We start from the raw sequence: 14,298 nt of genomic DNA, 5'->3' as shown, positions 1-14,298 counted from the left end.
CTTTTTTCTCACTCTGCCACAGACAACGCCCCCACCTTTTCAAGTAGGGGCGTCGCTAGGAGGAGGGAAACACATATGGTACGAGTTGTAGCACATCGGCCGAGTCGTTATCGGGGGAACAACACCCAACCTTACTCGCACTAATGGGCCATCGCCCCGCCGTCATTGATGGGGGATCACGGCCGGGGTAGGCCCGCCGCAGTAGCAACTTACCATTGGTTTTCCATTCGTGTGGCTAGTGTACTGAGATTGGTTTACAATATCAAGCTAAACTACTTAGGTTTAGAAAAGTCGGTACAACCGCAATAGGGTGTCGGTTGTTGGCACGGTATTTTAAATTGGTATAGGTGAAAATGACAGAATCTAAAAAAGTCTGACGATTGATAATAATAATTGACCTGATGATAAAAAATAAGTAGGCTATGACTAACAGAACTTTTAAAGGAGTGGCAACGATGAGGTATCAGGGGTGGTTAACGTGGGTGACCCTGGCGCTGGCGACGGTTTTCGTCCCCATGGCGGTCGACACGAAGCCTGCACCAATCGACTTCAGTAATCAGGTAGAACAGGCATTGACCCTAGTCAACCCGAGCCTGAAGTCGACCAAGCAGACACAGAAAAAGGAAACATCGGCGAACGAGACGCCAATTGAATCGATTGTGCAGGGGCAAACGCTATCGAGAACCTACTATTATCAGTTCGCTGCGGATGTCCCAACTTCGGTCCAAACCGTCTTTGAGCGTGCCGTCCGCATTTATAATCAGACCGGACTGGTCAAACTGGTTGCCGGCACCGCTACAGAGAAGCAGAATTCGGTGACGTTTTTTACCTACGCCAAGCAAATGAGCAGTGAGAATCAATCCCTGATTGAATCCGGTCATGGGGGACCAAAAATTATTCAACAAACCGGCTGGGGCGCGTATACCGCTAACCACGCTAGGGCGGGCCTAAATGTCTACTATCCACAGTCCTCAATTAAGCTGTCAGTAGCTGTTCACGAACTGGGCCACGCGGTGGGCTTAGACCACAGTAGTAGCCGACTATCCGTGATGTACCCAGTCGACCAAGGGGTATCATCGCTGTCGCAGGGGGACCTGAATGCATTGAAGACAATTTATGGTGAGGCGACAAACTAATGCAAAAAACAGCTACCCACCAACCGAAGTGGCTGGTGGCCTATCACATCATTGTAACCATCTTAGTGGTCGTGTCCGCTGTTTTGGCTGTTTTACTCATGTCTAACGTTCATATCGGACGGGTGGCCCACGGTATTTTTACCGGTCTGTGGGGCGTCTTCGTAGCGGACTATGTTGTCCGGCTGGTCACCACCAAGAACCGCAAGTGGTTTTTGATTGAAAACGCCTTTGATCTACTCGGTATCTTACCGATGCACCCGGCGTTCGCGCTGTTTCGACTTGCGCGACTGGTGCGGTTAGTGCGCGTGCACCACTTATTCTGGCGCCTTGGTATCTCCGGTAAGTGGACACGGGATTTTCACCGGTTCACTTATGATACCGGCTTCATCTACTTGTTCACGATTTCGGTTGTGATTATCTGTGGCAGTGCGCTACTGTTCTCAATGGTGGAACACCAGTCGCTGTCGCAGTCCATGTGGTGGGCCATCACCACCGCTACCACCGTTGGTTACGGTGATGATTCACCACACACGGCCTGGGGTAAGTTGATTGCGACCGGGTTGATGCTCGGTGGTGTCGGGTTTATTGGTTTGCTGACTAGTACGATCACCGACTTCTTCACTGATCGGACTGGTCAGGCCAGTGAACAGCAGAAGCAAAACGAAGCCTTGACGAAGGAAATTAAATCACTTTCGCGAGAAGTTGAACGGCTTTCGGAGAAGGTTGAGCGGATGTCGCGGAAGTGAATTGAATAACAGCAACCTGGGTACTGGCACTTAATTGTGTGAGTATCCTTTTTATTTACTAAAGAATGTGGATCGAATTAATTTGACTCGAAATTAGGTAACTTTACTTATATTTCAGTGGCGTAAAAAACTTGTAAAATGCTTGATTTATCACACTTGTTAGGCCCTTAACTATGCTAAGATAGTTACATACTAATACGAGTGTAAAATGAGGTAACTAGAGATGAAAAAACAGATTAACGTCGTTGGTGCGGCTTTTGTTAAGAACGATGAATTTTAGTTTTGTTAGTAAAGATAGAGGTGGACTGATAGTGTGTGTAATTTTATGATTTTAGAGGTTAGTTACTGTTGTGAGATTTCAATTATGTGATAAGTAAACAAAGTGCGAGGTATAGAGATGATGAATTAAGATTTTTTGGCTCAATTAAAAGGAATAAATCGTGTAATGAGAGTGATTATGCCACAAAAAGAAAATAATGGTTTTGCGAAAGCTTTAACCAAGTTTTTAACTACCATATTAGCTCCTACAGTTTTTAACAGAAATGAACAAAAAATATTTTCGGAGCCATTATATAATACTATGAAATATGCTGATTTGACGGTGTATAACGGAGCCTCCGCTGAGAGTATGGTTGGCATATTAGTAGAATTTAAAAGCACTAATAATAGTATTGAAGTGGTGACAGAAGATTAATTAAATGTTAAAGCATTTCAAGAGATTATTTCGTACGGCTTAAGAGATCGAACTATTCCTAAAAACTTGGAATTAAAGAAATGCATAGCTACTAATGGGCTTATTGGTATGTGTTTAATACGGCCAAAATTTAAAAAATTATTTGGTGAATTACTATGTTTGAAAGTAAATTATATTAGAAAAAGGGAGAATTTAAATGAATCTTTATGAAAAAACGATAGCAAATCATTTTGCGAAAACTGGAGCTACAAAAAAAGTGTCTATAGAAGGACAGCCGAATGACCAATATGATGTTTATAAAATACCTTTAACTGAACTTTATTATAATGATCAAAACGGAAGAATTAATACAGCTTACAAGCAATACTTAGCGGGGCACACTAGTTTAAAACCAGAACCCGGAAATTCAAAATATAATGAAATATTCCAAGAATTTATATATAATTCGAATACGCAGGCGTTAGATGACACCTTAAGATCGATTAAGGAAAAAACACAACAAGAACCGGCCGTAGTTTTACCGGATGGACGTGTTATAGATGGAAATAGAAGATTTACCGCATTAAGAATTTTCCAACAAGAAGATAACGTACCTAAGGATATGGATGCAATTATAATTCCCTTGGATTCTAAGAATGATCAAAAAACAATAAAGGAATTAGAATTGGACTTACAGTTAGGAAGAGAAGAAAAAGTTCCATATAGCCCAATTGATCGGATATTTGACGTCTACAATACTATTTGTGTGACAAAAATCATGAATACAGAGGAATACAAAAGGGCATCTGGTGCCGGAAATACTATTGGAATAAAGCGAGATATTAGATTAGCTAAGCTCATTCTGAAATTTATTGAAATTGTTTCGCCTGGTGGTGAAGCGATTGATAAATTTTATTTAGCTCGAGATTTAAAATTAGATGGACCAATAGAAGAAATTGAAAGCACAATTTCTAAAATGGATGATTCAGATAAAGAATCAATTACTGAAGCAGTACTCGTACAGCTAGCGGTGGCAAAATCGGATATTTATCAATTAGAACCTAAATTGGTGATGCGTCAATTAAAGACAAATGTATTGAAAAATCCTGATAATTTAAATCACTATCTTTCAGCAGTTGATGATAAGGTCGACACGGTAATAGATGCGTTTGAGGAGAACCCAATTACTACTGCGGGCGATTTAAAAAAAGTTGTTGCAAACGATCCAAATCTAACTAATCAGGCAGAAAAATTAAAAAATGCTACCGATAGACTCATCTATAAGGGGAAAACGGATTCTAAAAGAAAAAAGGCATTAGTGCGGCTTGAAGATATCAGTGAGTCTTTGGAAAGCATCAAGCCTGAGGATTTTGATGAATTAAATCAAGATGATTTTTTTGAGGCTAAAGAAGTACTCAAGAAAATTCATGCAACTCTGTATAATTTGAGAAAGGTTTTAAATTAATGGCATTTTCTAACGAATTGAAAGATAATATTAAATCACAATATACAAATGATATAGTAGATGGATTTTACAAACCTGTGTTAAGGGAAGCAAATTTATATCAACGAGTATCTGGCTTTTTTTCGAGCGCCGGAATAGATTTGTATGCGGATGGCCTTGAGGAAATTGCTAAGAACTCTGGTCAAGTAGAATTTATTGTATCAAAGGAGATTAGTGCTGAAGATTTTGAAAAAATTCAAAGTGGGTATAAGTTGTTATCCGAGTTAAAACCGTTAAGGATGGCCCAGAGAAATGAAAAACTAAATCCGGATACTCAACGGAAACTTGGAAACTTGGCCTTCATGATTGCGATGGGGAAGGCCAGAGTTAAGATTGCCCTGACTAAGGTAGGCATTTTTCATGATAAATTTGGAATTATCAGTTCAAATAATGAACAAATTTTTTTCAACGGGTCAGCAAATGAAACTCAAAATGGGATTTCTAAAAATTACGAAAGTATCTCAGTTGATGTTTCGTGGGATGAGAGTGAAAATGTCCAATCAAGAATTAAAGCGAACGCTGCAAGATTTCTACGGCTATGGAACAATAAAGAGCCAAATGTTAATGTAATTGAAGCTTCAGATTTGGCGTATGATGCTATCGCAAAGTATCAGGATCAAACTACTATTAAAGATATTGAACCATCAGAAGATAAATCTGATTACCAGATGTTGGCTAACGGAATTTTATTTCGGATGGAAGGAAAAACGGTTGTACGAGTTGACTCAAGCGATATACATTTAACTCAAAAAGATAGAAAATTACGTGCTGGCAGTGATATATCAAATTTTTTTGCGGAAGATAATGCACATATATTAAATGATTCAAATTATAAGGATATTGAACGAATTATTGATGTAACAAAGAATCGTGCACATAGGAAGAATATTCAAGTTTTAGTAACTCAACAAGTTCAGGAATTTCTCGCCAGAAATAAGTATTCAATAGAACAATACAAAATTTTAGGAGACTTATATAAAAGTAATCTAAATGAATTTCCGGAGTCTAAACAAAGTGAATTTCAAGAGTTTTCAAAAATTGTACAAAGTGAAGTAGTAAGACCACTTCGTAACCTACATTTACGCGCTTCTTACTATGAGTATGAAATGGCTAAAGCCGCTAATTTTTCTGTCCCTGGTGCTGGTAAAACCGCAATGCTATTAGGCGTTTTTGCGTTTCTTAATAGAGTTGACGTTCAACAAAACGAAAAAATTGATAGAATGTTAGTAGTTTGCCCTATTAATGCCATGGATAGTTGGATACGTGAATTCAAACTTGTTTTTGGTAATAAAAAAAAGCTTAGGGTCATAAATTTTCAAACAAGTACTGACTTCGACAATCAATTACAGACAGATTGGAATATTAGTAATCTTGTATTAATTAACTATGAAGCATTGCCAACACACATTAATTCTGTCTTAAGGGTGTTAGATGACAGGACCATGTTAATATTTGATGAAGTACATCGAATAAAAAATCCTCAGGGAAAATATGCTAAAGCTGCTTTACAAATTTCTGAGATTCCTCAGTTTAAATTTGTGATGACTGGAACTCCAATCCCAAACACTTACGAAGATATTTATAATTTTTTGCATATTCTTTATGGAAGTGAATATAGTTCGTTTTTTGGATGGAATACTAGAGAGCTTATTAACCCATCAATGAGAGAAATTAGTGTTATAAATCAAAAAATCCATCCTTTTTTTTGGAGGACTAATAAGAATGATTTGGGTGTTCCACTAGCAGATCCAGATATTATTAAAAGTGTTTCACCAAGTCCTGTTCAATCAAATATAGCAGAGGCGATTTATTTTAACGAAACATCAAGCTTGGCTATTTTAATAAGATTAATTCAGGCCTCGACCAACCCAGCTTTATTGAATACTGCAATCAATTATGATGATATGATGACTTATGATGATAGTGGTGAAATTAAAGGAATTGGAGAAAAAGAATTTAACGAATTGTTGGGGGATCAACCTAGCCCAGTGAATAAGTCAGTATATGAAAATCTTGACTTGGATAATATTGTATCGCCAAAGTTTAGTGAGGGAATAAATCTTGTACTTGAGCTTGTTTCTCAAGGGAAGAAAGTAATGGTATGGGGAATATTTGTGAATACATTGGAAAAAATATTTGATAAACTACAGTCAAATGGGATAAAAGCTAATTTAGTGTATGGTGGTACTAATAAACTTTCAAGAGTAGAACTTATTGATGATTTTAGAGATGGCGATGTTCAGGTATTAATTTCTAACCCACAAACTTTGGGAGAATCTATTTCTTTGCATCAAACAGTGCACGATGCGGTATACTTTGAATATGACTTTAATTTGACGCATATGCTTCAATCTCGTGATCGAATACATCGGCTAGGATTACCTTCAAATCAGTATACTAGATATTATTACTTACAAACAAAAAGCGAAAAAATGTCTAGCGATAGGCCTGGATATATTGACGAAAAAATATATAGTCGATTGAAGGACAAGGAAAAAATTATGTATGGAGCAATCGATGACAATACTCTTCATATCGAATATAGTCAGTCTGAGATACGAGAAGCAATTGAAATTATAGATAAAGAGAGAAAACGAATAGTGGTTAATCATGAAAAGTAAAAAGATAAGGGTTGCAGAGCTGTTCGCTGGTGTTGGAGGCTTTCACATAGGTCTGAAGCATGCGGATGTTAACTTTGATGTAGTTTGGGCAAATCAGTTTGAACCAGGTAGAAAGCATCAATTTGCTTATGAAATTTATCAGAAAAGATTCGAGGGTACCAATCTTTCGCCCAAGGATATTGCATTGGTAAATAAGTCAAAAATTCCACAGATGGATCTTTTAGTGGGGGGATTCCCTTGTCAGGATTATTCAGTGGCATCTTCCAGTGCAAAGGGACTTTTTGGAAAAAAGGGTGTTCTTTGGTGGGATATTAAGGATGTAATTGAGGCAAAATGGCCAGAGTTTATTCTTTTAGAGAATGTAGATCGATTGTTAACATCTCCTGGGGTGACAAAGGAACAGCCTGGTAGAGATTTTGGAATGATTCTACGAACGCTTTCAGATCTTGGTTACAGCGTGACCTGGAAAGTCATAAACGCTGCCGACTATGGTTTCCCACAGAGAAGAAGAAGAACTTTTATTTTTGCTTCACGAGAAGACACAAGTTATCAAGCAATGTTGAAGAAATTAGTTCAAAATACAAATATTTCAAATGTGTTAAAAACAATTGCACCTTTGTCGAGTTCTTTGCTGGTCCAAGAAGTTAAAGAAGTTGAAGAAGTTAATTTAAATGAATTTAAGAACTTAGATGAATTTTCTTCAAAGTTTAAATTAAAGCGAGGTTTTAGAAAAACTGGACTTATGGTAGATGGACATGTTTATATGGCTGACTATTTACCTAAAAGTAAGCCTCCAAAAACACTTTCAGAGATAATTAAGCCAAACAACGCAATTAAGAGTCTATATTTGGATAGTGAAAAAATTCAAAAATTCAAACAATTAAAAGGTGGGTTTCAACAACAACATAAAATCTCAAAGTCTGGAGAGTACACATATAGATATGGGATGGGGGCCATAAGTTTCCCAGATCCGTTAGATAAACCAGCGAGAACTATGGTGACTTCCGAACATACGGTATCGCGGATGAGTCATGTAGTCAGGGATCCAGGAAATGGTAAATTAAGGTTGATTTCACCTGAAGAAGCCGAATTAATAAATACTTTTCCTGAAGGTTGGACGAATTTTAAGGGCATTTCAGATACCGAGAGATACTTCACAATGGGCAACGCATTAGTGGTTGATTTGATTACAGAGATTGGGAAAGAATTGTCTCAAATTATTAATGATGAACCACAAAAAGGACACTTTAGAAGCAATAGGAAAATTGACTACGTTACTCATTAGTGGATTATTAATCTTCTAAAGAATTAGTCGAATTTCATATTAATCTATTTTAACGGAAATTGTAGTTTATTAAAGCTCAGATGTAAGAGCGTTCAAACAGAAGCGGGTTAACAACTGTGTAGCTAAAGCTATATAAAAACTTACTTTTATATCGAAATTGTTGCAGCTAACTATGTATGACGACTAATCAGCAACGCACCGTGAAAACGATAACGTTCACATCATAGTGGATGCTGTCTACGTAAATAAGAGGTCGCGCATTTGCACGCCTCTTTTTGTGTACAGTAGATGAGTTTTTAATCCATGGTTAGTAAGGATGAATTTAGGCTTTATCACAGAAATAGAGGAAAAATTAATTAAAAAGAGAGAATAATTCAGATGTAGAGGTGTTAAAAAATTAAAAATTTGAAAAATGTTCCAGAATGGAACGATAAATATGGTAACGACTTTGAGAGCGCAAGTTTAAAAGTAAAAAATTATTATCGATGGCTAGAAAAACAGTGGAATAATCATGAAAAAGTGCAGGTGAGTACATCTGAATGTGAGAACACCTCATATTATTTTTTTTATCTATGGAAAAAACTTGATCAGTTTTACTTAGATCAATCTATTGAAACTGTTAGAAGAATTGAACCAGACTTTAAATGGTTGATAGAAACTTATTCAGATAGGGTTCCCAAATTAGCTGCGTATGCTTCGAGTTGGATATGTGAAATGGGGAATTTAATTGGTAATAAACAGATTGTTACGGAATGGATACAGTACTCTAAAAAATATTTATTAGGGATCAGTGGAATTACTCCAATGGATATTTTAATGTATAGTTGGCCTGAGATGAATGATAATTTAAAAGAAAGGGATTTTTTTGAAACTATTTCCATACAGAGCCTCTTAACTACCGTTGGTAAAATGTTTATTGATGAAATTGAAGAGTTACTCCTAATTGAATTAAAAAAGGAGTCAAGTAAGTCTGAGATTAATTGGCTATATCGGTACAGAGATGTTACTTACTTTGAATTAGGGCTTCCTAATTCGAATGGTGCACATGGTGCAATACAGGTTAGGACGTACAAAGTAAGAGAGAATACTGAGAAAAATAAAAAACTTAAAGAGCTTGTTCGTTTGAGTGAAAATAAACTTAGAAAAAGCAAAAATTTACCGTTGGTTGGAGCCGGATGGATTAGCGAAACTTTATTATTTAGAGAAATACAATTGATTTTTGATGATCAAATTGTAAAACAACATTATTCTCCCGATTTTTTAGGCTTGCAACACTATGATATTTATTTTCCAAAATATAAAATTGCCTTAGAATATCAAGGCGCGCAGCATTTCGAGGCGATAAGCATTTTCGGTGGTGAAGCGGGTCTTAAAAATGCTCAAGAGCGAGATAAACGGAAAAAAGAAATTAGTGAAATTAATAATGTTAAGTTAATTGAAATAATGCCTAACTACATGATAAAAGAAGTAATTAGCAGTATTTGTAGTGAATGCGATTTATCTGTGAATAAATACATCAAACGAATAAAAATATTACCTAATCGAAAAGATGAATACAGTCAACTTTCTGAAAACATTAGAAAATATCAGAGAATGAATAAAACTAGGGATGCAGTACTTTATACGTACAAGGAAAAATTATCCATGTTACAAAAAATACGAGAAAAATTATACGAAAAAAATTTGGATTTTAAAAATTTTTCTATTCGATTAACAGAAGGTATTGATTTACAAAATAAATTAAATGTTTGCGATAATCAATTCGAAGAAGAGCAAGATATATTAACGAAAAAAGCAATATCAATGCCTTTAAAAGAAAAATTTTTCCCAGCTCGAGATATAGTCTTGAGGAAAAATAATTTTATTCAAGTAAGGTTAAAAGAGCTAGGCAAATTAAGAAGAGAGTATTCGGGACTAATTGATGAAGAGAGTATAACAGGAAGTGTGCAAAATCTACCAAAGAAAAAATCTTTAAAAAGTAGAATTCGTGACATTGAGGCTGAAATTGAAGCTCCTACAGATTTTTACCATAAATATTTAGAAAGAGAATACTATCCAATGCAGGTGGCATGGTTTAGATTTTTTATTTACTTTAAAAAAATAAATAAGAATCAGGCTATTGAATGGGCAAAATTAGCTATAGATTTGAATATTGAAGTCAGATCGGGTAAAACATACAAAGAGCGTATTAGATTATTAAATAATTCGAAGAATTAATTGAACCATTCCCTGTAATTCGAATATTTCTTGTGTTCATTATATTTTACAACCTCGAAAATTTGAATTATTCTCAGAAATAATATATGTATCAAGAGTGTTGCGAGTGACTATGCACGATGACCAACCGGCAACGTACCGTGAGAGCGGCAACGTGCCCCACCATAGTAGGATGCAGACTGCGGAAGAAAAAGGTCGTGCATTTGCATGGCCTTTTTCGTAGCTTCGGCAATTTTTGGTACATATTTTGATATGCTGCATAGCACTTTAAGCCAACTACAAAAGGAGATTTGACATGAGCTCAATTTATTACTTAGATCATCAACTTGTAGAATTAACAACGAATCCTGGGGAAGTATTAACCAATTTCATAGCGGATGCCCAAAGTTCGAGAATGAGTTATCCGGATTGCCAGCAACTCGACATGGCCTGGTCGTTGAGTAAGTCTGCAACTACGGACTTACAACTAAGACAGTTGATTATGCCAACACTAACTCGATTGAAGAATGAAATGATAACTGCGAATAAGAATGAAAATCCTCGAAAACTGTATGGCTTCGCTGCTCATCGCGCGTTAGCCTATAAGAAACAGTGGTTACGTCAAGTTAAGAATAGTGTGCATTTTCCTGCGAGTGTTAGGAAATATGCTGCTGATTTGTTAGGGGAGTCGATTTTTGGTGAATAATAGTTTTTTATATTTACGAGTTGGGAAATTAAGTTGGATATATTTACGTAGTTATTAATTGTGAGGATTAAGTGTCGAGATCTTTATTTGATGGATTTAAAAGATGTTGTAATATACTTGTTTTAAGAGATAGCCTAAATTAGTTGAACGAAACTGATTAAAAAAGTGTGTTTGGCAATTTTAGAATGTTGATATAATGGGATTTGTTTAGTGTATTCTCCGCACATGCGGAGGTGATCCTGAGTAACCCTGCTAACGCCATTGCTAGTCGTTGTATTCTCCGCACATGCGGAGGTGATCCCTAATTCAGCTGAATCTTTGACTGCATCGGCCAGTATTCTCCGCACATGCGGAGGTGATCCCGGTGAAACTGATTTGTGGGAAAGCTCATACCGGTATTCTCCGCACATGCGGAGGTGATCCTTGTTTTTTTAAACCGGGTACTTCTGAGGTTGAGTATTCTCCGCACATGCGGAGGTGATCCCGTTATCAGTGGTCCATGATACCGAGGCCATATGTATTCTCCGCACATGCGGAGGTGATCCCTTAGTCAGGGTAGGCATCCAAGCTTGCGCGATGTATTCTCCGCACATGCGGAGGTGATCCTGACTTTAGTGGACCAGTTGGTTCTGCTTTTAAGTATTCTCCGCACATGCGGAGGTGATCCCACACAATTCAGCAGCTTAAAGATGCTGGTATAGTATTCTCCGCACATGCGGAGGTGATCCTTAATCGGCATCAGCGCGGTTATCTGTTGATTGGTATTCTCCGCACATGCGGAGGTGATCCTACGTGAACCAACCTTTGGTAATTCTTTGCCAAGTATTCTCCGCACATGCGGAGGTGATCCCTTTGACGCTTATGTCGTCAATCCGGATGACTTGGTATTCTCCGCACATGCGGAGGTGATCCCATCTGTCCCAGCATCGACATATCGTCTAAATAGTATTCTCCGCACATGCGGAGGTGATCCCTGCCATCTATTTCGCCCCCGTTGCTTGTCCCTGTATTCTCCGCACATGCGGAGGTGATCCCTCAGCTTGCTTGGCCTGTGTCTTGGTGTCAGTGTATTCTCCGCACATGCGGAGGTGATCCCTTAACACCAAATAATTGGGAAAACATTACAGAGTATTCTCCGCACATGCGGAGGTGATCCCCATGCGGATTCCAGCTGATGCGACTTACCGTGGTATTCTCCGCACATGCGGAGGTGATCCTTGCTCACCTTCCTTCCAGCCACTCAATAACCGGTATTCTCCGCACATGCGGAGGTGATCCCAATGCCGCCGTCACGGTATCTTTTCCCGCTGTGTATTCTCCGCACATGCGGAGGTGATCCTAAAGTATATCGCCTCATTATCATCACCTCTCTAGTATTCTCCGCACATGCGGAGGTGATCCCAATGCCGCCGTCACGGTATCTTTTCCCGCTGTGTATTCTCCGCACATGCGGAGGTGATCCCCAGTGCAGCGAACGGTTTAGCAGCATACTGAGGTATTCTCCGCACATGCGGAGGTGATCCCCAAAATGTATCAAATTTTGAATCTTTTTCGAAGTATTCTCCGCACATGCGGAGGTGATCCTTGAAATCGTAGTTGAAACTAATACATTTTCAAGTATTCTCCGCACATGCGGAGGTGATCCCAATATAATCGCTATAATTTTCTTCAGTAATTTGTATTCTCCGCACATGCGGAGGTGATCCCCCGTCACAACCATACATACCCTACACACTTACGTATTCTCCGCACATGCGGAGGTGATCCCCACTTTGAGATGGACGACAACACGTTCTTGAGGTATTCTCCGCACATGCGGAGGTGATCCTTGCGATTAGCGTCTTGAACATCATAAGGCAATGTATTCTCCGCACATGCGGAGGTGATCCTAACAGTTTGAAATACAAGTCAGCTTCGCCCTGGTATTCTCCGCACATGCGGAGGTGATCCCGATAACGGACTTGGCAAGCGAATTGCCAGTGAGTATTCTCCGCACATGCGGAGGTGATCCCGATTGATCAGTCGTGATTTGGTGCCACTCAAAGTATTCTCCGCACATGCGGAGGTGATCCCTGCTAAAGATTTTGAATACTATTTGAACTTAAGTATTCTCCGCACATGCGGAGGTGATCCCGCCTGTATATCAAGCGTAAAAAGCAAAAAGAAGTATTCTCCGCACATGCGGAGGTGATCCTACCTACTAAAATACGATTCAGAACTTGAAGGCAGTATTCTCCGCACATGCGGAGGTGATCCTGATATCTTGGGGAACATTTGGGGTACAAATGCCGTATTCTCCGCACATGCGGAGGTGATCCCATTCCCGGAACAGTACCGTATTTATTTAGGTCGTATTCTCCGCACATGCGGAGGTGATCCTGCTACAATCTTTTCATTATCTGGTTCATTGCGGTATTCTCCGCACATGCGGAGGTGATCCTCAAACAAACTTGGCACCGGACTAAGATACACAGTATTCTCCGCACATGCGGAGGTGATCCCAAACTCAGGCATCGGGCTAATTTGTTGATTCAGTATTCTCCGCACATGCGGAGGTGATCCCTGGAAATATTATCTAAGAAACATCTTTTCATTGTATTCTCCGCACATGCGGAGGTGATCCCCGATGGGTTGGGTTGATGAGGATGCTGAGGCGGTATTCTCCGCACATGCGGAGGTGATCCCCCTGTTGCACTGGGCTTAGGCGGTATCTTTTTGTATTCTCCGCACATGCGGAGGTGATCCCACACTTTTTCCTTAAATAGTTCTCGTACCATTGTATTCTCCGCACATGCGGAGGTGATCCTGAAAAAGCTATCCAGCAGTAAGACCTATCAGGGTATTCTCCGCACATGCGGAGGTGATCCCAAATTGTCTTCAAACTCGTTCTACCACAATTAGTATTCTCCGCACATGCGGAGGTGATCCTACGTGTAGCGGCCGCCGTTGGTTTGCGAAAGTGTATTCTCCGCACATGCGGAGGTGATCCCAAACCGTTCAGTTTGTAGAATTTTAGTCACTGGTATTCTCCGCACATGCGGAGGTGATCCCCAGTTGCCAGCTACTTGCTTGCTGGCGTCGATGTATTCTCCGCACATGCGGAGGTGATCCAGGTACTGGCTAAACATGACGGCCTTTTCGGGTGTATTCTCCGCACATGCGGAGGTGATCCCGAGGCACTTAACCAACTTAGACAGGCCTGCAAGTATTCTCCGCACATGCGGAGGTGATCCTAAGGGCAGTGTTTTCTTTAATCTTCATAGCGAGTATTCTCCGCACATGCGGAGGTGATCCCGCAAAAACTCATCGTCACTATCTGGGCGAGCTGTATTCTCCGCACATGCGGAGGTGATCCCAAGCTCACCATCACCAATAACAAATCGATTAAGTGTATTCTCCGCACATGCGGAGGTGATCCCGACGGTTTTGGT

At 39.3% G+C, this 14,298-nt stretch carries 8 protein-coding genes, 1 pseudogene and 1 CRISPR repeat array (1 of these 10 only partly in view); all 9 genes and pseudogenes read left to right on the top strand.

All coding sequences use genetic code 11. The annotated features are described in order from the left end of the window. The first annotated feature begins 455 nt into the window (after positions 1-455). The 9 genes and pseudogenes from FD04_RS08460 (at position 456) to FD04_RS08425 (ending at position 10,867) form a co-directional block, all read left to right on the top strand. Complete coding sequence (locus FD04_RS08460) at positions 456-1,136, top strand: matrixin family metalloprotease (RefSeq protein ID WP_235805677.1); 681 nt, start codon at positions 456-458, stop codon at positions 1,134-1,136. Beyond that, positions 1,136-1,882 carry an MbeD/MobD family mobilization/exclusion family protein gene (locus FD04_RS08455; RefSeq protein ID WP_056948272.1) on the top strand — a complete coding sequence of 249 codons (747 nt, stop codon included), beginning with the start codon at positions 1,136-1,138 and terminating at the stop codon, positions 1,880-1,882. The genes FD04_RS08460 and FD04_RS08455 overlap by 1 nt, the downstream gene beginning before the upstream one ends. A 415-nt stretch (positions 1,883-2,297) precedes the next feature. Then, a complete protein-coding gene (locus FD04_RS08450; protein WP_235805676.1) occupies positions 2,298-2,576 on the top strand; it encodes a hypothetical protein in 279 nt (92 codons plus the stop codon). Positions 2,577-2,588: 12 nt separating this feature from the next. Then, positions 2,589-2,786, top strand: a pseudogene (locus FD04_RS12945) (hypothetical protein); the annotation flags it as partial. Next, positions 2,773-4,020: a ParB/RepB/Spo0J family partition protein gene (locus FD04_RS08445; protein ID WP_056948269.1), complete on the top strand. Its 1,248-nt coding sequence runs from the start codon at positions 2,773-2,775 to the stop codon at positions 4,018-4,020. The pseudogene FD04_RS12945 and the gene FD04_RS08445, both read left to right, overlap by 14 nt. Next, positions 4,020-6,680: an SNF2-related protein gene (locus FD04_RS08440; RefSeq protein ID WP_056948267.1), complete on the top strand. Its 2,661-nt coding sequence runs from the start codon at positions 4,020-4,022 to the stop codon at positions 6,678-6,680. Before FD04_RS08445 ends, FD04_RS08440 begins: the two co-directional genes overlap by 1 nt. Next, entirely contained in the window at positions 6,670-7,965 is a 1,296-nt protein-coding gene (locus FD04_RS08435; RefSeq protein ID WP_054700422.1) for a DNA cytosine methyltransferase, read from the top strand. The genes FD04_RS08440 and FD04_RS08435 overlap by 11 nt, the downstream gene beginning before the upstream one ends. A 405-nt stretch (positions 7,966-8,370) precedes the next feature. Then, positions 8,371-10,182 (top strand): hypothetical protein, encoded by a 1,812-nt coding sequence (locus FD04_RS08430; protein WP_056948265.1) that lies wholly within the window; start codon positions 8,371-8,373, stop codon positions 10,180-10,182. 295 nt (positions 10,183-10,477) lie between these two features. After that, a complete protein-coding gene (locus tag FD04_RS08425) occupies positions 10,478-10,867 on the top strand; it encodes a hypothetical protein (RefSeq protein WP_056948263.1) in 390 nt (129 codons plus the stop codon). A gap of 212 nt (positions 10,868-11,079) precedes the next feature. Further along, a CRISPR array of direct repeats spans positions 11,080-14,298; the repeat unit is 28 nt; unit sequence GTATTCTCCGCACATGCGGAGGTGATCC (it continues 171 nt past the right edge of the window).

The sequence above is a fragment of the Secundilactobacillus odoratitofui DSM 19909 = JCM 15043 genome, from assembly GCF_001434895.1.
In the GTDB taxonomy this organism is placed as follows: domain Bacteria; phylum Bacillota; class Bacilli; order Lactobacillales; family Lactobacillaceae; genus Secundilactobacillus; species Secundilactobacillus odoratitofui.
Note: the sequence above shows the minus strand (reverse complement) of the source record. Positions and strands in the feature narration are given on the sequence as shown.

Bases quoted from the DNA above. Each gene is read 5' to 3' on its own strand.
- FD04_RS08425 (WP_056948263.1), top strand. From the start codon at position 10,478: ATGAGCTCAATTTATTACTTAGATCATCAACTTGTAGAATTAACAACG.
- FD04_RS08440 (WP_056948267.1), top strand. From the start codon at position 4,020: ATGGCATTTTCTAACGAATTGAAAGATAATATTAAATCACAATATACA.
- FD04_RS08455 (WP_056948272.1), top strand. From the start codon at position 1,136: ATGCAAAAAACAGCTACCCACCAACCGAAGTGGCTGGTGGCCTATCAC.
- FD04_RS08460 (WP_235805677.1), top strand. From the start codon at position 456: ATGAGGTATCAGGGGTGGTTAACGTGGGTGACCCTGGCGCTGGCGACG.
- FD04_RS08435 (WP_054700422.1), top strand. From the start codon at position 6,670: ATGAAAAGTAAAAAGATAAGGGTTGCAGAGCTGTTCGCTGGTGTTGGA.
- FD04_RS08445 (WP_056948269.1), top strand. From the start codon at position 2,773: ATGAATCTTTATGAAAAAACGATAGCAAATCATTTTGCGAAAACTGGA.